Origin of the sequence: Arhodomonas sp. SL1, from assembly GCF_052060015.1 — a bacterium.
In the GTDB taxonomy this organism is placed as follows: Bacteria; Pseudomonadota; Gammaproteobacteria; order Nitrococcales; family Nitrococcaceae; genus Arhodomonas.
Genome location: NZ_JBPODZ010000001.1, coordinates 208,149 through 228,207, shown reverse-complemented (window position 1 = coordinate 228,207; position 20,059 = coordinate 208,149). Strand labels below are relative to the sequence as shown.

The 20,059-nt window shown below is 68.1% G+C and carries 23 protein-coding genes; 8 read left to right on the top strand and 15 right to left on the bottom strand.

The window, feature by feature from the left end:
* Positions 1-4: 4 nt before the first annotated feature.
* Positions 5-781 (bottom strand): dienelactone hydrolase family protein, encoded by a 777-nt coding sequence (locus ACQ754_RS01055; protein WP_440995126.1) that lies wholly within the window; start codon positions 779-781, stop codon positions 5-7.
* 106 nt (positions 782-887) lie between these two features.
* Here ACQ754_RS01055 and ACQ754_RS01050 point away from each other — a divergent pair, with 106 nt between their 5' ends.
* The gene (locus ACQ754_RS01050) at positions 888-1,253 is read left to right on the top strand and encodes a hypothetical protein (RefSeq protein ID WP_440995125.1); all 366 of its coding nucleotides are present in this window, start codon (positions 888-890) and stop codon (positions 1,251-1,253) included.
* On the opposite strand, the gene ACQ754_RS01045 is transcribed toward ACQ754_RS01050, so the two are convergent.
* Positions 1,241-1,438: a hypothetical protein gene (locus ACQ754_RS01045; RefSeq protein WP_440995124.1), complete on the bottom strand. Its 198-nt coding sequence runs from the start codon at positions 1,436-1,438 to the stop codon at positions 1,241-1,243. The genes ACQ754_RS01050 and ACQ754_RS01045 overlap by 13 nt on opposite strands.
* Before the next feature lie 114 nt (positions 1,439-1,552).
* Here ACQ754_RS01045 and ACQ754_RS01040 point away from each other — a divergent pair, with 114 nt between their 5' ends.
* Entirely contained in the window at positions 1,553-1,777 is a 225-nt protein-coding gene (locus tag ACQ754_RS01040) for a DJ-1/PfpI family protein (RefSeq protein ID WP_440995123.1), read from the top strand.
* A gap of 12 nt (positions 1,778-1,789) precedes the next feature.
* Here the strand turns inward: ACQ754_RS01040 and ACQ754_RS01035 are convergent, their stop codons facing one another.
* A complete protein-coding gene (locus ACQ754_RS01035; protein WP_440995122.1) occupies positions 1,790-2,311 on the bottom strand; it encodes a DUF4332 domain-containing protein in 522 nt (173 codons plus the stop codon).
* Positions 2,312-2,419: 108 nt separating this feature from the next.
* Here ACQ754_RS01035 and ACQ754_RS01030 point away from each other — a divergent pair, with 108 nt between their 5' ends.
* The gene (locus ACQ754_RS01030; RefSeq protein ID WP_440995121.1) at positions 2,420-2,791 is read left to right on the top strand and encodes a DUF6164 family protein; all 372 of its coding nucleotides are present in this window, start codon (positions 2,420-2,422) and stop codon (positions 2,789-2,791) included.
* Between the two features lie 4 nt (positions 2,792-2,795).
* Here ACQ754_RS01030 and ACQ754_RS01025 read toward each other — a convergent pair whose 3' ends face one another.
* Positions 2,796-3,332, bottom strand: a complete 537-nt coding sequence (locus tag ACQ754_RS01025; RefSeq protein ID WP_440995120.1) for a macro domain-containing protein — start codon at positions 3,330-3,332, stop codon at positions 2,796-2,798.
* A gap of 113 nt (positions 3,333-3,445) precedes the next feature.
* Here ACQ754_RS01025 and ACQ754_RS01020 point away from each other — a divergent pair, with 113 nt between their 5' ends.
* Positions 3,446-4,066 carry a class I SAM-dependent methyltransferase gene (locus ACQ754_RS01020; protein ID WP_440995119.1) on the top strand — a complete coding sequence of 207 codons (621 nt, stop codon included), beginning with the start codon at positions 3,446-3,448 and terminating at the stop codon, positions 4,064-4,066.
* Here ACQ754_RS01020 and ACQ754_RS01015 read toward each other — a convergent pair.
* A complete protein-coding gene (locus ACQ754_RS01015) occupies positions 4,063-4,707 on the bottom strand; it encodes a Crp/Fnr family transcriptional regulator (RefSeq protein WP_440995118.1) in 645 nt (214 codons plus the stop codon). The genes ACQ754_RS01020 and ACQ754_RS01015 overlap by 4 nt on opposite strands.
* Before the next feature lie 91 nt (positions 4,708-4,798).
* Between ACQ754_RS01015 and ACQ754_RS01010 the strand changes: the two genes are divergently transcribed.
* Positions 4,799-4,987, top strand: a complete 189-nt coding sequence (locus ACQ754_RS01010; protein ID WP_440995117.1) for a YgaP family membrane protein — start codon at positions 4,799-4,801, stop codon at positions 4,985-4,987.
* A gap of 67 nt (positions 4,988-5,054) precedes the next feature.
* Positions 5,055-5,714: an energy-coupling factor ABC transporter permease gene (locus tag ACQ754_RS01005; RefSeq protein ID WP_440995116.1), complete on the top strand. Its 660-nt coding sequence runs from the start codon at positions 5,055-5,057 to the stop codon at positions 5,712-5,714.
* Here ACQ754_RS01005 and ACQ754_RS01000 read toward each other — a convergent pair.
* The 5 genes from ACQ754_RS01000 to ACQ754_RS00980 form a co-directional block, all read right to left on the bottom strand.
* Positions 5,704-6,288, bottom strand: coding sequence for an NYN domain-containing protein (locus ACQ754_RS01000; protein ID WP_440995115.1), 585 nt, complete (start codon positions 6,286-6,288; stop codon positions 5,704-5,706). The two genes, ACQ754_RS01005 and ACQ754_RS01000, sit on opposite strands and share 11 nt — an antisense overlap.
* Before the next feature lie 13 nt (positions 6,289-6,301).
* Positions 6,302-6,709, bottom strand: a complete 408-nt coding sequence (locus ACQ754_RS00995) for a hypothetical protein (RefSeq protein ID WP_440995114.1) — start codon at positions 6,707-6,709, stop codon at positions 6,302-6,304.
* 18 nt (positions 6,710-6,727) lie between these two features.
* The gene (locus ACQ754_RS00990) at positions 6,728-8,455 is read right to left on the bottom strand and encodes a potassium channel family protein (protein ID WP_440995113.1); all 1,728 of its coding nucleotides are present in this window, start codon (positions 8,453-8,455) and stop codon (positions 6,728-6,730) included.
* Between the two features lie 7 nt (positions 8,456-8,462).
* Complete coding sequence (locus tag ACQ754_RS00985; protein WP_440995112.1) at positions 8,463-8,846, bottom strand: DUF6394 family protein; 384 nt, start codon at positions 8,844-8,846, stop codon at positions 8,463-8,465.
* Positions 8,847-8,911: 65 nt separating this feature from the next.
* A complete protein-coding gene (locus ACQ754_RS00980) occupies positions 8,912-9,286 on the bottom strand; it encodes a hypothetical protein (protein ID WP_440995111.1) in 375 nt (124 codons plus the stop codon).
* Between the two features lie 183 nt (positions 9,287-9,469).
* On the opposite strand from ACQ754_RS00980, the gene cfa reads away from it, so the two are divergent.
* Positions 9,470-10,642, top strand: a complete 1,173-nt coding sequence (gene cfa / locus ACQ754_RS00975) for a cyclopropane fatty acyl phospholipid synthase (RefSeq protein ID WP_440995110.1) — start codon at positions 9,470-9,472, stop codon at positions 10,640-10,642.
* Positions 10,643-10,648: 6 nt separating this feature from the next.
* Here the strand turns inward: cfa and ACQ754_RS00970 are convergent, their stop codons facing one another.
* The 5 genes from ACQ754_RS00970 to ACQ754_RS00950 form a co-directional block, all read right to left on the bottom strand.
* Positions 10,649-12,634, bottom strand: coding sequence for a cation:proton antiporter domain-containing protein (locus tag ACQ754_RS00970; RefSeq protein WP_440995109.1), 1,986 nt, complete (start codon positions 12,632-12,634; stop codon positions 10,649-10,651).
* A 79-nt stretch (positions 12,635-12,713) separates the two neighbouring features.
* A complete protein-coding gene (gene cydC / locus ACQ754_RS00965; protein ID WP_440995108.1) occupies positions 12,714-14,411 on the bottom strand; it encodes a thiol reductant ABC exporter subunit CydC in 1,698 nt (565 codons plus the stop codon).
* On the bottom strand, positions 14,401-16,014 hold the full coding sequence (gene cydD / locus ACQ754_RS00960; protein WP_440995654.1) for a thiol reductant ABC exporter subunit CydD: 1,614 nt from the start codon (positions 16,012-16,014) through the stop codon (positions 14,401-14,403). The genes cydC and cydD overlap by 11 nt, the downstream gene beginning before the upstream one ends.
* 33 nt (positions 16,015-16,047) lie before the next feature.
* Positions 16,048-17,049, bottom strand: coding sequence for a cytochrome d ubiquinol oxidase subunit II (gene cydB / locus ACQ754_RS00955; RefSeq protein ID WP_440995107.1), 1,002 nt, complete (start codon positions 17,047-17,049; stop codon positions 16,048-16,050).
* A gap of 6 nt (positions 17,050-17,055) precedes the next feature.
* The gene (locus ACQ754_RS00950) at positions 17,056-18,465 is read right to left on the bottom strand and encodes a cytochrome ubiquinol oxidase subunit I (RefSeq protein WP_440995106.1); all 1,410 of its coding nucleotides are present in this window, start codon (positions 18,463-18,465) and stop codon (positions 17,056-17,058) included.
* Between the two features lie 242 nt (positions 18,466-18,707).
* Here ACQ754_RS00950 and ACQ754_RS00945 point away from each other — a divergent pair, with 242 nt between their 5' ends.
* Entirely contained in the window at positions 18,708-20,006 is a 1,299-nt protein-coding gene (locus tag ACQ754_RS00945) for an ATP-grasp domain-containing protein (protein WP_440995105.1), read from the top strand.
* Positions 20,007-20,059: the final 53 nt, after the last annotated feature.

Sequence of the window (20,059 nt, the reverse complement as noted above, 5' to 3'; positions counted from 1 at the left end):
GGGTTCAGCCGCCGCGGCCGATCTCCTCGGCGAGGAAGCCGAGGAAGCGATCCCAAGACTGGAGATCCGCCTCCGGGTGATAACGCTCACCGGACCATTCGGTGAACGCGTGGCGAGCCCCCCCGTAGATCTCCATGCGATGGCGCACGCCGGCACCGTCCAGGGCCTCGGCGAGCTCGGCGACGGCGCTCATCGGCACCGACTGGTCCGACGAGCCGTGGAGGACGAGAACGGGCGCGTCCACCCCCGAGTAGTCCTGACCCTCGGGTGTCGACAGTCCCCCATGGAAGGTGACGAACCCGGCCATGTCCCGACCGCTGCGCGCGAGCTCCAGCACGGCCGCGCCGCCGAAGCAGTAACCGGCGGCCACCGCCCGCTCCGGGTCCACCCCCTCGAGCTCGCCGAGCTGATCCACCGCGGCGTGGAGTCGCTCGCGCATCAGGGCCCGGTCCTCGTAGAGTGCGCCGCTCTGCTCCCGGGCGCCCTCCACCGTTTCCGGGCGCACCCCGGCACCGTAGAGATCGGCGGCGAAGGCGGCATAGCCGGCGCGGGCCAGCATCCGCGTCCGGGTGCGCTCGTATTCGGTGAGCCCATCCCAGTCATGGACGATGAGGACCACCGGTTGGGGGCCGGGAATCGCGGTGTTGCGGGCGAAATAGCCCTCGAAGCGCTGGTCGCCGATACGATAGTCGATGTCTTCGGCAAGGATCTCGGCCGCCGCCGTAGCCGGCAGGCCGAGCAACAGGACCATCAGCCAGGGGAAGAGTTGCCGAACGGCCATGGGCGCCTCCTAATCGTGGCAAAGGGATGCGGACAGCGACCGCGGGCTTGGACCGCCGCCCCGCAGGCTGACAGTATAGTAGCCAACCTGCAATGCGGAGCCCGCTATGCCGCGCCTGCACCGCCTTCTCGCCTGGCTGTTCGCCAGCCCGCATCTCAACCGCATGCCGCCGCCGACGGACCATGAATCCCTCCAGCAACGACGGCGGTGGTGCCGCGACCACTGCGGGGATTTCGCCGGTCGTTGGTTCGGTATAGGCGCCGCGTTGTGGCTGTTCTATGTCTTCCCGCTGCGGCCGGTGCTGCCGCTCGAGGGGGCCTCCGGCTGGCCGGGGATCGCCGCGCTGGTGGCCTTCGCCATGGGGGTGTGGTACATCGCCCGCCAGATCTACGCCCAGTCCAAGGTGGGCCCGCCCCGTATCGACCCGCCGGTGGACATCCACGACGACGATGACGGCCCCTACTCGGACTGATGCTGGCGCAGCTCCAGATAGCCGGAGAGCACGTCGAGCAGCCGCAGGGCCTCCTCGATATCCTCCCGCTGGCCCTCCTCCAGGGCCTTCTCGAGCCGGGTACGGATGAAGCGCGCATAATCCACCGCTTCGTCCAGGGTCGCAGGGCCCTCCTCCCAAGCCCCCGTCTTCCTCGGGTCGCTCATCTCGCTCCCCCACAATGGCACACGGTATTCCGCCATTGTAGCCGTTGGCGATCCCTTGACGAGATCCCCGCCGACCCCAAGAGGATAGCGGAGGGAAGGATATAGGAGAGGGCAGTGGTCGCGGCCATATGCCACGCCCCGTGGGTCCTGATCTCGGCCCGGGTAATACTTGGCCGCCGCGTCACCGGCTTCTGGTCCATACGCGATGACTTGATCAACGCCGGCGCAGACTATCAGGACAACCCGGTGGTCATGGACGGGAACCTTGTCACCTCCCGCCATCCACCGGACCTGGGGTCATTCTGCCGCGCCGTCATCGACCTGGCCGCCGGGCGCTGACCCGGCGGAGGCCTAGAGCCGCTCCCGGGCCGCGCTGACCCAGCCGCTGACCCGCTCCCGGGAGATCACGATTTGGCGCGCCTTGAGCTGCTCGGTGAGCCGATCCGCGTCGGTCTCGGCGAGCTCCCGGAACGAGCGGATCCCGAGCTCCGCGAGCCGCTCCTGCATGGTCGCGCCGATCCCCTTGATGGCGGTGAGGTCATCCACCACCACGGCGTCCGGCGAGGCCTCGGGCGCCTGCTCCCGCGCACGCTGCGGCGGCTCGGCGGCCGGTCCCGCCTCCTCGTCAGCGGTACCCGAGGCGGCGGCGGGGCTCGCGGCAGCGGCCGGTCCACTCGGTCGCCCGGACCCAGACGCGGCGTCGTTCGCGGCCTCGCCGCCGGCCGAGCCTGGGGATGTGGACGAGCGCGTAGCGCTATCCCTACCCGCGGTGGTGCCGCCCCGTTCCGGGCGCTGCTCCTGCGGCAGCCACCAGAACACCATCTCCATCCAGCGCTTCAGCCATTCCGTCCACATGGCAACCTCCTGCGTCATGGCTCCCCTTGGGGCCACAATCTACCGGTTACGCTGCACTGCAGCAATCCCTTTCGCGACACGGCGGGCCCTGATTACACCGCCCGCCGATTGACGTATCCTCGCATCATGTCACGGCTGCTGCTCAACCTCCGCAACGTCCCCGACGACGAAATCCTCGAGGTCCGCAACCTGCTCGAGGAGCACCGCATCGACTACTTTGAGACCGAACCCAGCCGCTGGGGCATCTCCATGGGGGCCATTTGGCTCACCGACGCCGATGACTACCCGCGCGCCCGCGCCCTGCTGGACGACTACCAAGCACAACGCCGCGAGCGCATGCGCGCCGAATATCGGGAGCGACGGCGTCGCGGCGAGGCGGAGGGCCTGTGGCAACGCCTGCGTCGGCGCCCGCTGGAGATGCTCGTCTACCTCGGCGTGATCGCGTTGGTGCTGTATCTCTCCACCAAACCCTTCCTGGACCTCGCCGGCGACGGCTGAATCGTCAGCTGCCGCAGACCTCGGCGAGGGCGCGCTCATGGATCTCGCGGACCCGTTCATCGGTGAGCACCATCCGAATGCAGCGCACATGATGCAGACCCGCAGCCAGCTCGCACAGCGTGGACATGGCGACATCCGCGGCGGCCGCCATCGGGTAACCGAAGGCGCCGGTGGACAGCGCCGGGAAGGCCACGGTGCCCAGCTGGTGGTCGTCGGCGAGGCGCAAGGCATTGCGGTAACACTCGGCAAGGAACCTGTCCGCGGGTTCGTCGTGCCCATACACGGGACCGAGGCAGTGGATGACATAGGGGTTCGGCAGACCGTGGCCGCCGGTGAGCACCGCCTCACCAGGGCGTATCGGCGCCAGCGGGGCACATTCCTCGGCGAGGCCCGGACCGGCGACGCGATGGATAGCGCCGGCGACACCGCCACCCGGCATCAACTGGGCATTGGCCGCATTGACCACCGCATCGGCATCGTCCTGGCGGGTGATATCGCCGACAACACACTCGATGGTGGTCTGACCTCTGGTGACGGACATGGCACTCCTCCTCTCCCTCACCTACTCCCACCATGTATCCGGCCCCGGCCAAGGTCAACCGGAATCCACCACCTGTGCCAGGCTTAACGCAATAACGTCCGGGGGAGCCCCATATGGCCGTCAACAGCAATCGCTGGAACCGCATTCGCTACACTGCCTATACTCCTTTCTACGACCTGGTGGCCGGGGGTTTTCGCCGCCAGCGACGGCGTGCCATCGACCTCGCGGAGCTGCGCCGCGGGGAGCGCGTACTCATCCCCGGGGCCGGCAGTGGCCTGGACCTCGCCCGGATCCCCCGCGACAACCCGGTGACGGCGGTGGACATCACGCCGGCGATGATCCGGCGCTTGGAGCAACGTGCGCGCCGCCTCGGCCGCGTGGTCAACGCCCGGGTGATGGATGCCGCCTCCCTGGACTTCCCGGAGCGGGAATTCGACGTGGTGCTACTCCACCTCATCCTGGCCGTGATACCCGACCCGGAGGGCTGCATTCGGGAGGCGGCGCGGGTGCTGCGCCCGGGTGGACGCGTGGTGATCTTCGACAAGTTCCTCGCCGACGGGACACGACCATCGCTGGCCCGGCGCCTGCTCGACGCCCCGGCCACCGCCGTGGCCACCAGCATCAACCGCCGACTCGGTCCCCTGCTCGACACCGCCGGCCTGGAACGAATTCACGAGGAGCCCGCGGGTTTCGGCGGGCTTTTCCGGATCGCCATCGCCCGGCACGCCGGTTAGCACTGCGCCAGCGCCGCCGGGTCGACGATACGGACCCAACCACGGTGGCGCTCGATCCAACCCGCCCGCTCGAACTCCCCGAGCAAGCGGGTCACCACCTCACGCGCGGTGCCCAGCTCGGTGGCGAGCTGCTGATGGGTAGCATGGACCGCGCCCTCGTGGTCGGCGCGTTGGATCAGCAGCTCCGCGAGCCGGGCATCCACCCGGCGGAACGCCAGCTCCTCGACCAGCAGCATCAACGACTGCAGCCGTGCCCCATAGCCGCGTAGCACCGCCCGCCGGAACGCCGCGGAGTCCGCCATCAGGTCATCGAAGGCCCGGGGGGGAACCAGCAATGCCTCGCTCTCCTGCTCGGCCACCGCGTTGGCGTGGTAGAGCCCCTCGTCGAGCAGGCAGGCAATGGAGAGGGTGCACATCTGTCCTGGCTCAATGCGGTACAGCACGATCTCACTGCCGGCGGCGGAGAGCATCTCGACGCGGATACAGCCGCTGTGCAGGATGGGCAGCCCCTGGCAACGCTCCCCGAGGCCGAAGACCCGCTGACCGGGATGGAAGACGAGCTCCGCGCCGTCTGTGATCAGCCGCTGTCGAGCCCGCTTATCCATGCCGGGGAGCCAGTCGATGCCCCTGGTTACCGTCACGCGCGCATCCTTCCGGTTAGGGTGACAATGTCACTGAGAGCGGGGATATTCTCACCGATGATGAGCATGGGCAAAACGGAGTGGAAACACCATGTCCAAGAACGTCGGTACCATCGACCGCATCATCCGCGCCATTGTAGGCATTGTCCTGATCGCATTGGTGTTCATCGGCCCGCAGACGCCGTGGGGCTGGATCGGGCTGATCCCGCTCGCCACCGCTGTGGTCAGCTTCTGCCCGGCGTACCGCCTGCTGGGGATGAACACCTGCCAGAGCCGGTAATCGGGGCCGCGGGCCACCGCTCGGGGGCGCCTGCCCCCGCGGGGGCGGGGATTGTTACCCTACGGCTGTGAACGTACCCGCGGATCTACTACCGACGGGCTGGCTGTGGCTGGCCAATGCCGCTCTGGCGCTGCTGCTTGGCCGGGCGCTGTGGCGCGCGCCCTGGTCGCGGCTCCGGGCCTCGGAGCAGCAGCATGTGTTCTACGCCAGCGCGGTATTGGTCATGCTGCTGTGGCAGATGCGGGCGGGCATCCACCCTGCCTTGGAGCTGCACTTCCTCGGTATGACCAGCCTCACCCTGATGTTCGGATGGCGGCTGGCGCTACTGGCCGGCAGCCTCGCCTCGGCGCTGTCCATCGCCGTGGCGGGGGGTGCCTGGACCACACTCGGGGCCACGGCACTACTGGGCGCGGCCATTCCGGTCGCGGTCACCCAGGGTTTCGCCAACGTGGTCGCCCGGGTGCTGCCGTGGCATTTCTTCATCTACGTCTGGCTGAACGCCTTCTTCGGCGCCATCCTGGCAGCGGGCGCCGCCTATCTGGCGCTCATCGCGCTGGCGTCCGCCGCCGCCCCCGAGGCCGCGGCGGCGGCGTCGGATTACCTGCCGATACTGCCGCTGCTGATGTTCCCGGAGGGCTTCATCAATGGCACGGTGATCACCATGCTGGTGGTCTACCGGCCGCAGTGGGTGTGGAGCTTCGACGACGAGCGCTATCTCAACCGGTGAGCTCGTCCATGTGCTCGTCGAGCCAGAGCACCTGGTCGGAGCGTGCCTGCAGCTCGGCGGAGACACCGGCGGAGAACACCGCCAACTCGATACCCTTGCCGGATTCCGAGAGGTGCTCCACCGCGTCGATGAGGTCGCCGTCGCCGGAGGAGAGCACCAGCGTGTCGTAGCGTTCCTTGTGCACCAGCGCCAGCGTGGCGAGCCCGACATCGACCCCCATCTGGCGCTGGTTCACCAGGGTATGGGCATCCCCACCCCGGGGGCAGGTCACATCCACCTTACCGCCGCAATCCTGGCAGTAGGCGTTTCGCACGCGCTCGCTCTTGAGCCCATAGAGGCGGACGATGAGGTTCGGCCCCACCGGCGCAGCGCTCTGTAGCCAGCCGTGGAAGCGATCCCGCGCCTCGTGCGTCTCGTTTTGTATCCCGTTGAGGTAATAGCCACGCCACAGCGGGCCGAAGCGGGACTCTATGAGGCCGCGCAGTCGCAGATAATCCACCCGCTGATTCGGTCCGAAGAGCTGGAGGTTGACGGCGTGGATGTAGCTCGCGTCGATCAGCCAGAGGCGCTTCAAGGGCGTTGTCCCGCTACTCGTCGATTCGGTGGGCGGTGCGATTGATCTGCACCGACCAACTCCAGTGGGCCAGTATCGCCCCCACCCCGAAGGCGAGCAGCGGCGCCATCCCCGAGCCACCGGCGCCCTCCTGTCCGAGGCCGCCGCGCAGGAGCCACAGGCCGAGGATGCCCACCACCACGGTGACGACGGTCACCAACGCACGGCTTGTGCCCGGGCGCTCGGGCAGCGGGAGCGGTCCGGCCACCATGATGAACGCCGCTAGCGTGCCCACCCAGACCCCTGCCACGAAATCGCCGGGCAGGGTGCCGGCGGTGAACCACATCACCGGCGCCACCACCGCCGCGCCGATGAGGGTGCCGGATGCCAGGCGTATGCGCAGCGCCCGCGCATTGGCGTTGTTCTCGTCGTCGGTGCTCATGGCCACAGGTTACCACGGTTACCGGCTGATGGCCTCCAGCCAGCGGCCCTGCGGGCCATGTGCCGGATGCTCGCCGGTGAGCACGTAGTGCAGGGTATCCTGATCGTTGACCGTCCGCCGTACCCGGGCGCGGCTGTCGGCGCGCCCACACAGCAGCAGCTGGTCACCGGCCTCCAGGGTCGCAGAGTGCGGTGGCAGCAGCCACGGCTCGCCGTCACGCAGTATCATCAACACCTCCGCGGGGAGCTGCATCCGCCGGTCCCGGGCGTCCCGCAGCAGATCCTGAACACGCACCGTACGCCCTTCCCGCTGGGCGTGGCGCAGCTCGGGGGTGTCGCCATCGGAGACCGTCATAGCCCACAGCAGAGGTGTGGCCTCGCCGATACGTGCCTGCCAGCGCTCCACCAGCGTCCCCAGCCACTGCTCGTGGCGGCCGCGGATCAGGTGGAGGAACTGCGGGAGCATCGGGGTGGCGAGCAGCCGCAGCATGCGCAGGGCGATCACCCGGCTCGACTCCATGACCATGTCCACCTTCGCCGCCGCGAAGATGTGACGATTGGTGGCATGGTTCTGGCGCGCCACCACGTAGAGGGTGGGCACCAGCTCGCGGGCCGTCACCGCGATGGAGAGGTTGTCGGTGTCATCATCCGTGGCAGCGATCACCCCCGCGACGCCGTCCCCGGCGATACCGGCCTGCTGCAGGGTAGCCGCCTCCGTGCCCTTGCCGGCGACGAAGGACTGGGAGGCCGGTAGCCCCCGAGGCTCCTCGGGATCCACGATGACGGTGCGCAGGCCGGATTCGCTGAAGCGCTCGTACATGGCACGCCCCAGGGCAGAGAAGCCGCAGATGATCCAGCACCCTTGCCGGGGTAGGCGCTCGCTGCCCTCGGGCAACTCCCGGCGACTGCTCATCCAGGCATAGAGCCGATGGGCATTGGGCGCCCCGATGGCCAGCAGGAAACCACCGGCGAACGTCTCATAGGGGTTGATGATGTAATCCGTGCCGAAGGAGGCCATGTTGCCCCGGGTCTCCTCGTTTTCGGCCCGGGCGATCACCATGACCCCGGGATTGAGCAACTTGGCCGTCACGGCGATGTGCAGATTGGTGTGATCGGCGTCGGTGACGGCGAGCACGGCACGGCAGCCCGGGTGGGTCAACCCCGCGGCGAGCAGGTTGTCGGTGAGATTGGCGTCGCCACAAAGGCTCGGGATATAGGAGCGGTGCCCCTCCGTGCTCAGGCCGTCCAGCTTGCGCTCGTCCCAGTCGACCACCACCGCACGCTGCAACCCCTCGGTGACCTCCCAGGCGAGCAGGGTGCCGGTATCGCCGTAGCCGCAGATGAGCACGAACGGCTCATCGAGACGGCTGACGTTGTAGCGGAAACGGTTCCACACCACCACCCGCTGGAATACCGGGTCGCGGACCAGCGCCACGATGGTACCGATGGCGTAGAACCAGCTGACCACCAGCACATAGATGCTCGCCGTTACCCACATCCGCTGGGCGTCGTTAAACGCATGGGGGATCTCGCCGAAACCGATGGTGGAGGCGGTATAGCTGACGAAGTAGAACGCGTGGAAAAAGCTCATGTGCACCGGTCCACCGTCGCCATCGACACCGGGGATGAGCACCAGACCGAGAACGGCCACCGCATAGGCGCTGATCAGGGTGAGCAACGGCGGTCGCATGCGCCGCAGTACCAAAGGCACGATGCGGTGGCGGGGGACGTCGACCAGCTCCGCCATGGCGGGCTCAGCGCTGCATGTTGACCGTCTCGATGATGAGTATGGTCACCGAGGCGAGATTGGCGAGCAGCGCGCCGCCGGACAGCGAGACGATGCTGGCCATCACCGCCGGGGTCAGGCCCACGCCCGTGACGTGCTCGGCGGCCGCCCAGACCACTGCGGCGGTGATCAGCTGCAGGTCCGCCACCAGGCTGGAGGCCAGTAGGATCGCCCCGATCTGGGTGCGCTCCCCGAACTTGAGCACCGTGGCGATCAGCGACACCACCAACGCGGCATAGAGCTCGAATACATTGTGGTGAGCGGGCTCGTCAAAGTCGCCCAGGAAGAACCCAAAGTTCAGGGTCAGTGCCAACAGGATAAAGAAGCCGAACAGCACCCTTTCCAGATTCATTCCCTGAAACACCCCCGCTGGAATAACGGCCCATCCTACGTCCTTGTGAGCGCCGGTGCATCCCGCTAGCGCTCCGGTGCCTCGTCGAGCTCCATGCGATCCGAGGCGCTCAACGAGACGTAACGCCCGTCCACGGTGCGGAAGGAGCGCCCGCCCACGTCCTTTTTGTAGACCAGGTATTCCTGTTGGTCACCGCTCTCCGTGTCGACCACCCGCACCGTGACCACCCGGTGCTGCTCCGCCCACTGCAAATAGACCACCGTGCTCACGGCAACGATCAACAGGGCAACCAGGGCATAGCCGGCCATCGCGCGTCGGCTCGGGGGCCAGTGCCGTGTCTGGCGCCGCGGCACACGCTTCGCCGCTGCGCCGGCCCCGCGAAAGCGAAGCACGATCACCACTACCGCGATTACCGCGATGGTCAACAAGAACTGGTTCAACACCCTCGCCCCTTGCCTTCTCCGACTCCGGCCCCACGAGGGTACGCAACCAGCGCGCCCCGGGCGAGTATGCCCTCCCATAGCCCTTGACTATTGGCATGATCAGCGGGTTTGAATTCCAATGCGAAGACGCCATGGTTATGGTAAGCGTCCACGCCAGGCCGTGAGGGAGGAGAAGGGGTCATGCAGGAAACCGAGGCCGAGGCCAGAGAGCAGACCGCACAGCGGCGGACACGCTCCGGGCAGGGCTCGCGAGGTCTGGCCGAGGAGCTCCTCGCGCAGGCCGATGTCCGCATCAACGGTGATCGCCCCTGGGACCTCCAGGTCCACGACGAGCGGGTCTTCGACCGCGCCCTCGCCTACGGCAACCTGGGCCTGGGTGAGGCCTACATGGATGGCTGGTGGGACTGCGGGCGCCTCGACGAGTTCTTCCATCGAATCCTCGCGAGCGGCATCGAGGAACAGGTTCGGCCGATGCGCCTGGCCCTGCACGCGCTGCGCGCGCGTTTGCTCAACCTTCAGACGGCGCGCAAGGCCTGGGAGGTGGGCGAGGCCCACTACGACCTGGGCAATGACTTCTACGCCGCCATGCTCGACCGCCGCATGACCTATACCTGTGGCTACTGGCGCTACGCCGACAACCTGGACCAGGCCCAGGAGGACAAACTGGAGCTGCTGTGCCGGAAGCTACAACTGGAGCCCGGCATGCGGGTACTGGACATAGGCTGCGGCTGGGGCAGCCTGATGAAGTACGCCGCCGAACGCTACGGCGTGGAATGCGTGGGCCTGACGGTCTCCGACGAGCAGGTGCAGAAGGGACGCGCGGACTGTGAAGGCCTGCCGGTGGAGTTCCGCCATCAGGACTATCGGGACCTCGACGAGACCTTCGAGCGCATCGTCAGCGTCGGCATGTTCGAGCACGTCGGCCGCAAGAACCACGATACCTTCATGGACGTGGTCGAGCGCAATCTCAGTGACGACGGGGTATTCGTGCTACACACCATCGGCAAGAACCGCACGGATACCACCCCGGACCCCTGGATCGACAAGTACATCTTCCCCAATGGCGACCTGCCCTCGCTGGTGCAGATCCACAACACCACCGAAGGGCGCTTCGTCACCGAGGACCTGCACAATTTCGGGGCCGACTACGACCGCACGCTGATGGCCTGGCACGCCAATTTCGAGGCCGCCTGGCCGCGCTTCCGCGACACCTACGGCGAGCGGTTCTATCGCATGTGGCGGTACTATCTGCTCTCCTGCGCAGGGGCCTTCCGGGCGCGCGACATCCAGCTCTGGCAATTCGTGTTCTCGCGCAACGGCATCCCCGGAGGCTATCAGCGGCCGCACTACTGACCGGGCTCAGCCGCGACGCACCAACGCCGCCTCGGCACGATCCAGCGCGGCCGGCGTGCCGGCTAGGGTGAGGGTATCCTCGGCGTGGACCACGTCCCCCGCATCGGGGGTTTCCTCGTCGCCACCCTCGCGCCGCAATCCGGCGACTTGGACGCCCAGGGCCTCCAGTCCCAGGTCGGCGATACGCCGCCCCACCGCCCGCGCGTGCCGGTCCAGATGGACGGCGCGCAACTGCTGCGCCTGCGGCTCGGCATCGGCCGCGCCGGGGAACAGCGCCCGCAACAGTCGATAGCGGTCGCTGCGCAGGGCGCCGATGCGCGCGCTCACCGCCTCCGCGGTTTCCCCGAGGAGCAGGAGGACGTGGGAGCTCACCATCAGCCCGGCCTCCAGGGTTTCCGGCACCACCTCCGTGGCCCCGGCGGCCTGGAGCTCAGCGAGCCAGGCGTCATCGCGGGAACGCACCAGCAACGGCAGCGACGGCTGCTCGGCACGCAACGCGTCCACGGTGGACACCAACGCCTCCGGCGCCTCCAGGGTGAAGACCACCGCCCGGGCCCGTTCCACCCCTGCGGCCCGGAGCACCTCGAGCCGGGTCCCATCGCCGTGGGCCACCGGCGCCCCCGCAGATCGGGCGTTTTCCACTCGTATCGGGTCGGCATCCAGGGCGCTCCAGGGGTAGCCCGCTTCATCGAGCACCCGGGCGATGTGCTGCCCCACCCGGCCGAAGCCCACCAGCAGGACCCGCCCCTCCCCGGCGGGCAGGGTGTGCGCATCACCGGGCCCCTCGGCCTGCTCCGGGGCCTGTCGCAGCATCCACTCCGCGAGCACGCCATTGAAGCGCAACGCCAGCGGCGCCACCGCCATGGACAACAGCAGCGCCGCCAGCACCACCTGGCCATAGGCCGGCGGCAGCATCTGGTGGCTGAGCCCCAGACTCAGCAGGGCAAAGCCGAACTCGCCGCCGTGGGCGAGGCACAGCCCCGTGCGTACCGCCGTCACCGCCGGCATCCGCGCCACCAACCCGAGACCGGCCACCAGCACGAACTTGAACACCACCAGGGCGGCGAACAACAGCAGGATCCAGGGCCAGCCCTGCGGTAGGACAGTAAGGTCCAGGAGCATGCCGATACTGACGAAGAACAACGCCAGCAGCACGTCCCGGAAGGGCCGGATCTCGGCCTCCAGGGTATGCCGGAAGGCACTCTCGCCGAGCATCATGCCGGCGACGAAGGCGCCGAGGGCCGGCGAGAGCCCGAGGAAGGCGGTCCACCAGGATGCGCCCAGGGCGACCGTCAAGGCGGCAAGAGTGAACAGCTCCCCGGAGTACAGCGCCGCCAGCTGGTTGAGGGCACGCTGCAGCACGAACCGCCCCACCAGCAGGATCACCGCCACGGCGAAGATCCCCTTGCCCAGCGCCAGGGCGAGCGCCCCGCCGATCCCCCCATCGGTGGGCGCCGCCAGCCCGGAGATCACCACCAGGAACGGCACCACCGCCAGGTCCTGGAACAGCAGGATGCCCAAGGCCCCGCGGCCATGGCGGGCATTGAGCTCCAGCTGATCGGCGAGCTGCTTGGTGACCAGCGCGGTCGACGACATCGCCACGACACCGGCGATCACCAGCGCCCCGTCGACGCCGATGGCCGGGGCGTCGGGGACCAGCACATCCAGGGACAGCGCCACGGCAAAGGCACCCGCCCCGGCAATGGCCACCTCGCCACCGCCGAGCCCCAGCAGGGCCCCCCGCATCCGGGCCAGGTCCGGCAGCGAGAACTCGAGGCCGATGGTGAACAGCAGCAGCACCACACCGAGCTCGGCGAGGGCGGAGATGGTCTCCACATCCTCAACGACCCCCAGCGCGGTGGGGCCGACGAGCACGCCCACGGCCAGATAACCGAGCACGGCGGGGAGGCGTATGCGCAGGAAGGCCGCGGCCGCCGCGACGGCAATCAGCAGGATCAGCAGCAGCTCGGCGAATCCCTCCGGTGTGTGCATGCGCTCGTCTCCCTGGGTGCGAACCCGGGCATGCTACCCGATCCGGAACGCGCGCTGAAAAGAACGTCCCCCGCCGAGGTCAGCCCCTGCCGTTCCCCGCTGGGAGGAGGCGACCATCACGGAGCTCGTGGACGTAGTCCACCGACGGAAGCGCCGCCACCGAATGGGCCAGCAGCAGTGCCGTACGCCCGGCGAGCCACTGATCCAGGCGTTCCGCCACATCGGCGGCGGTAGCGGCGTCCAGGCCGGTGAACGGCTCGTCCAGCAGCACTACGGGGGCATCCCGCAACACCACCCGGGCCAGGGCCAGGCGCCGCCCCTGCCCACCGGATAGACGGCGGCCGCTCTCGCCCACCCAGGTATCCAGGCCCGCCGGGAGGTCCGCGACAAACGACGCCAGCCCTGCGACCTCCAGTGCCCGCCACAGCGCCGGTTCACCGGCTCCGGGCTGGGCGATGCGGAGATTGCCGGCGATGGTATCGTCGAAGAGCTCGCCGCGCTGGGTGAGATAGGCCAAACGCCGGTGCAGGAACGACGGCTCGAGCCGCCGCAGGTCCGTGCCCCCGAGGCGCACGGTACCGCTGGTGGGGTCGATCAGCCGTACGCACAGATCGGCAATGCTGCTCTTGCCACTACCCGACGGGCCGACCACCGCCAGCCGAGAACCCGCCGGGATCCGGAGATCCACCTCCGCGAGGACCGGGGGCATCCAGGGCGCATGGCGCAAGGTGACGTCCTCCAGGGAGAGGTCATCGGCCACCGGCGCCGGGGCCGGACGTGCTGGCGGGGCCACCGCGGTGGTGCGGCCGATCTCGGTGCTCACCCGCCGGGCCGCCGTGCGGACGCGACCGAGGTCCACGAAGGCCGACGGCAGGGTGGCGAAGAGCTCGCCGACGCCGAGCACCGCCAGCACCAATAGCGCCACTACCGCCGCGGACAACTCGCCCGGCGGGTACGCCCAGACACCGAGGGCAAGGACCAGCACACTCGTGCCCTGAACCCCGCCATGCATCAGGGCCTCCCCCAGGCCGGAGCGGCGGGCGAGGCGACGGTGACAGGCCGCCCGCGACCGGTCGGTCTCCAGTAGCCGACGGCGATGACCCGCCACAGTGCCGAAGGCGAGGAGCTCGGCGAGCCCGTCCACCTGCTCCACCACCCCCACCCGCAGCGCCTCCGTGGCATCGGCCAGCCGACGGTTCACCGCAGTACTGCCCCACCCCGCCAGGGTGTTGACACCGAGCCAGAGGGCGAGGAGGACGAGGCTCACCGACAAGGCGATCAGGGGGGCGAACACCGCCATCAGCAAGCCGAGCAGCGCCACGGCCGCCAGGGCCACCAACGGCGGCGCGAGGATGCGCAGATACAGCGCGTCCAGGGCATCCACATCGGCAGTGAGGCGGTTCAACAGGGTCGCGGTGCGAAACCGCGCCAGTGTGGCGGGATCTAACCGGCTCAGTCGCGCGAATACGGCCGTCCGCAACTCGGCGAGCAGCCGCAGCACGGTGTCGTGGTTGTACAACCGCTCCAGATAGCGGGCCACCGTGCGGGTCAGCGCGAAGGTTCGGATCCCCGCCCCCGGGACGTAGATATCGAGGGAGGCCGCAGCGCCGGCGGCCCAGAGGGCCGCGGTGACGGCGGTGGCAGTAATGAACCAGCCGGACAGGGCCAGCAGGCCGGTACCGGCGAGCGTGGTGACCAGCAGGAGCACACCGCCGAGCAGCAGGCGGCCACGGTGGCCGCCGAGGAGGCGCAGATACGGGCGCAGGTCATGCCACATGGAGACCCCCCTGCGCCAGCGCGATATGGCGGTCCGCGAGCGGGACCAGGGCCTGGTCATGGCTGGCGATGACGAGGGTACGCCCCTGCTCGCGCAGGCGCTGTATGCCCGCCACGACGTGCTCCCGGGAGGTCCCGTCCAGGCCACTGGTGGGCTCATCGAGCAGCACCAGGGGGGCCTCGGAGACGAACACCCGGGCCAAGGCGAGCCGGCGCCCCTGGCCCCCGGAGAGGCCGTAACCCCGCTCCCCGACCGGGGTATCCATCCCGTCGGGCAACGCCGCGGCAAACGCCGACACCCCCGCGGCATCGGCCGCCGCCTGTAACTCCGCCTCCGGAATCTCGCCGGGGCGCCCCAGGCGGATATTACCGGCAACGCTGTCCCGAACGAGCAACGGGTGCTGACCGAGCCAGGCGAAGGCCCCGTCGCCGCCGACCCGCACCGCCCCGACCGAGGGCTCGAGGAAGCCGGCGAGCAGCCGCAGCAGCATGGTCTTGCCCGCCCCGGTGGACCCGGTGAGCACCAGACACTCCCCCGGCGCCACCGTCAGCGATAGCGGTCCGAACAGCCGGCCGCGCTCTTGGTCGTCGACGCAGACACCGTCCACGGCGACGGCCCCTGCAGCCATCCCCGGATCGCGGGTATGCGCTGCCGGCGCCCGCCGCTCCAGCAGCCCCAGCACCTCGGCAGCGGCGCCCACGGCCGCGGCCCGATCGTGGTAATGCTGGGCGAGATTCCGCAGGGGTTGGAAGAATTCGGGGGAAAGCAGGAGGATGAACAAGCCGGAGAACAGGGTCATCTCCTGGGCGGGACCGAACTCGATATAGCCGAGCAGGGCGAAGCCGGTATAGATGGCGACCACGGCGATGGCGACCGAGGCGAAGAACTCCAGCACCGCCGAGGACAGAAAGGCCACCCGAAGGGTCCGCATGCTGCGCCGCCGATAACCCTCGGCGGCCGCGGCCACCTCTTCTATGCTGCGCTCACCGTGATCGAACAGCGTAATCGTGGGCAGCCCCCGGACCCGATCCAGGAAGCGCCCGGATAGGCGGGAGAGCTCACGGAACTGGGCCTGGTTGAGACGTTCCGCGCCCATGCCTACCAAGGCCATGAACAGGGGAATCAGCGGCGCGGCCAGCAACAGGAACACCGCCGCCAGCCAATCCAGCGCCGCCACCACCGCCAGCATCATGACGGGCACCACCACCGCCAACGCCGACTGGGGGAGAAAGCGGGCGAAGTAGCCGTCCAGCGCGTCCACCTGCTCTACCGCCCGGCTCGCCACCCCCGCCGCGTGCTGATCCGCGAAACCGCTGGGTCCGAGACGGGCGAGCTGGCGCAGCAGCCGTTCGCGAACCGCTGCACACACCCGCAACCCGGCCTCCACCCCCGCCCGGCGCTGACAATACAGCGTGCCGGCACGCACCGCCACGGCGCCCGCCAGGGCGGCAAGGATCGCGCCCGAAGGGCGGTCGCCGCCAGCAAGGCGGGCGATCACCCAAGCCACCAGCCCCGCCTGGGCGACGGTGGCCAGACCGTGGATGATCCCCGCCGCCGCCGCCGCCGCGAGCTGCGGCCGGACCGCCCGTGCCTCGGTGGCCAGCCAGCGTTGCGGGCTCAGCCCCGCCCCCGCTGGTCAGTGATAGCCCACGTCGGCACTGACCTTGCCCCGGAAGACCCAGTAGGTCCAGGCGGTGTAGGCCAGCACGATCGGCGTGACGAACAGCACCCCGATGAGCAGGAACAGCTGCGAGCCAGGGGCCGAGGCGGCATCCCAAAGGGTGTACTCCGGGGGTACCACGTAGGGCCACTTGCTCACCAGCAGACTGAGATAGGTGCATACGAACAGCGCCATGGTGGCCACGAAGGGGATGCCCTCCTGGCGCCGCTGCACGGCGCGGTAGAGCACCAGTGCGGCCAGCAGGGTCAGCAGCGGCAGCACCCAGATGGTGGTGAGATTCCCGAACCAGCGCTCGCGGACGAACTCATCCACCAACGGCGTCCAGACGCCGATAACGGCAAAGACCACCAGCACCGCTGCCAGCAGTGGGAGGCTGACGCGGTAGGCCCATTGCTGGAGCTCGCCCTCGGTCTTGAGGATCAGCCAGGTGCTGCCGAGCAGGGCGTAGCCGAGCAACAGCCCCACCCCGGTGAGCACGGTGAAGGGGGTCAGCCAGTCCAGGGCGGTGCCGACATAGACGCCATCGACGGTATTGAAGCCCTGGATATACGCGCCCACCACCGCCCCCTGGGCGAAGGCGGCCACCGTGGAACCGCCGGCGAAGGCCCAGTTCCAGAGGTAGCGGGACTTTTTTGCCTTGAACCGGAATTCAAAGGCCACGCCGCGGAAGATCAGCCCCGCGAGCAGCAGGAACACCCCGATGTAGAGCGCCGGCAGCAATACCGTGTACACCAGCGGGAAGGCGCCGAGCAACCCGGCGCCACCGAGGATCAGCCAGGTCTCGTTGCCGTCCCATACCGGGGCGACGGAGTTCATCATCAGATCGCGGCTGGAATCATCCGGGGCGAAGGGGAAGAGGATCCCCACGCCCAGATCGAAGCCATCCATGAGCACGTACATCACCACACCGAAGGCGATGATGACGGCCCAGATCAGGGTCAGATCAATATGCTCCATGGCCAATCACCTCCCACTCGGCGCCGGGCCGTTCTCATCAAAGGCGGTATGCACCGCGGACAGCGGCCGCTTGGGGCGATCCGAGCCCTGCTCGGTCTCCGGCGCCCCCTCCATGCCCTCGCGGACCACGCGGGTGAGGTAGTAGACGCCACTGGTGAAGACCACCGCATACACCGCCACGTAGCCGATGAGGGTGAACAGCGCCATGCCCCCGGTCAGCGACGGTGTCAGGCCGGCAGCCTGATCCATGAGGCCGTGGACCAACCACGGGGCCCGGCCGATCTCGGTGACGAACCAGCCGGCCAACACCGCCACGAACGGGGACACCGCCATGAGCCGCAACCCCTGCAGGAACGGTCGGCAGTCATAGAGCCGACCCTTCCAGCGCAGCCACGCGCCCCAAACGGCAAAGGCGATCATCAGCAGACCAAGGCCCACCATCACCCGGAACGACCAGAACACGATGGCCACGGGGGGCTGCTCGTCCCGGGGCACCTCGCTGATCCCGGGCACCTCGCCGTCGAGGTGGTGCTTGAGGATCAGGCTGGCCCCGCCGGGGATGCCGATCTCGAAGTGGTTGGCCTGGGCGTCCTGGTCGGGGATGGCGAACAGCAGCAGCGGCGCATAGCCCTGGCGCTCCCAGTTCCCCTCCATGGCCGCCACCTTGGTGGGCTGGTGCTCCAGGGTGTTCAACCCGTGCATGTCCCCAAGCACCAGCTGCCCCGGGGCGATGATCAGCAGCAACCACAGGGTCATGGACAGGGCCTTGCGGTTGGCGTCCACCGCGTGACCGCGGATCAGGTAATAGGCACTGACGCCGGCGACCACGAATCCGCCGGTCAGGAAGGAGGCCAGGGCCATGTGGAAGAAGCGGTACCAGAACGACGGGCTGAAGATCGCCTCGCCCCAGGCGGTGATGTGGAACATCCCGTCGCGGAGCTCCGCGCCGGCCGGGGTATGCATCCAACTGTTGGCGGAGAGGATCCAGAACGAGGAGATGAAGGTGCCGGCCGCCACCATCACGGCGGCGAATAGGTGCGCGCCCGGTGGCACCTTGTTGCGGCCGAACAGCAACACCCCCAGGAAGGCCGCCTCCAGGAAGAAGGCGGTCACCACCTCGTAGGAGAGCACCGGCCCCAGGAAGTTGGCGGTGGCCTGGGAGAAGTTGCTCCAGTTGGTACCGAACTGGAACGACATCACGATCCCGGATACCACGCCCATGCCGAAAACTACGGCAAAGACCTTGGTCCAAAACTCCGAGAGCCGGGACCACACCGGGTCCTCCGTGCGGTAAAACAGCCCCTCGAGCACCGCGATATAGGAAGCGAGCCCGATGGTGAACACCGGGAATATGGCGTGGAAGGAGACAACGAACGCGAACTGTATTCGCGACAGGAGCAATGGGTCCAGGTCCATGACGACCCTCCCGTTGGCAGCTTGAAATCCGGCTTCTGCGCGCTCCCCTCCTGTCCCTGCATTCCATCGCCCCGGCCTACTCAAAGGCCATTACGGCATATCCTTATTCTAATAACTTATTTATACCCCTCGCCACGCCGCACGACCGTGACTTTGTCACCGGGCAACACATCGCTGTTGACCGCGCACGCGTTACTCACTACAAGTCAAGGCATCCATCCTACGGAACGGGCGGCAGCGCCATGCTCAAGCATATATTCGTCATCGGCCTCGATGACTTCAATCTCCGAGAGCTCGAGACGGTCCGCGACTCCCACCAGTACAGCTTCCATGGGCTGGTGGACTACGACGCCATCGTAAACCCGAAGCACTACCCCATGCCGGAGATCATGGCCGAGGCCCGCCAGACCCTGGCCGAGGCCGAAGCGGTGGACGCGATAATCGGGCACTGGGACTTCCCCACCACCTCCATGCTCCCGGTGCTGCGCCGTGAGCACGGGTTGCCAACGCCCACGCTGGAGAGCGTGCTCTACTGCGAGAGCAAGTACTGGGGGCGAATCGCGCAGCAGGCGGTGATCCCGGAATGCACCCCGCCGTTCCAAGGGCTGGATCCCTACAGCGACGACCCGGTGGCGGATCTGCAGCTGGACTACCCCTTCTGGCTCAAGCCCACCACCGCCTTCTCCTCGTACCTGGGGTTTCGCATCGACAACGAGGAGCAGTTCCGCCAGGCCATGGCCACCATCCGGGAGAATATCCAGCTCTTTGCCGAGCCGTTCCAGTACTTCATCGACCAGTGCGAACACCGCGAGTTCCTGCCCGCAGAGGGCGACGGCGCCACCTGTTTGGCCGAGGGGCTCATCGGCGGCAGCCTCTGCACCCTGGAAGGCTATGTCTTCAACGGCGAGGTGGTGGTTTACGGTGTGCTCGACTCCCTGCGCGGCTCCAACCAGGTCAGCTTCCTCAGCTACGAATACCCATCGCAGCTGCCGCCTGGTGTGCAGAACCGCATGGCCGAACACACCCACAAGTTGCTGGAACACATAGGCCTCGACAACACGCCGTTCAATATCGAGTACTTTTGGGACCCGCAGACCGACCGTATCTGGCTGCTGGAGATCAACCCGAGGATCTCCAAGTCCCACTGCCCGATCTTCCAGATGGCCACCGGCCACTCCCACCACGAGGTGGCCATCGACGTGGCACTGGACCGCCGGCCGGAGTTCCCGCGGCCGGACGGGCGCTTCCCGGTGGCCGCGAAGTTCATGCCCCGGGTCTACGGTGACGCCACGGTCACCCGCGCCCCCTCCGAGAGCGAGCTCGAGGCACTGATGCGCCTGCATCCGGAGCTGGTGGTGCATTCCCATGTCGAGGAGGACATGCAGCTCTCCGAGCTCCGCGGCCAGGACAGCTACAGCTTCGAGATCGCGGACGTGTTCATCGGTGCCCAGAGCCACGAGGAGTTACACAGCAAGTTCCGCGACATCATGCAGGTCCTCGACTACCGCTTCTCCGAGGTGGTGGCCACCAACTACGGCTGAGCCCGCGATCGCGGGGCGTGACAATGCCGGCGACCGCTGCGCCGGCCGGAGGA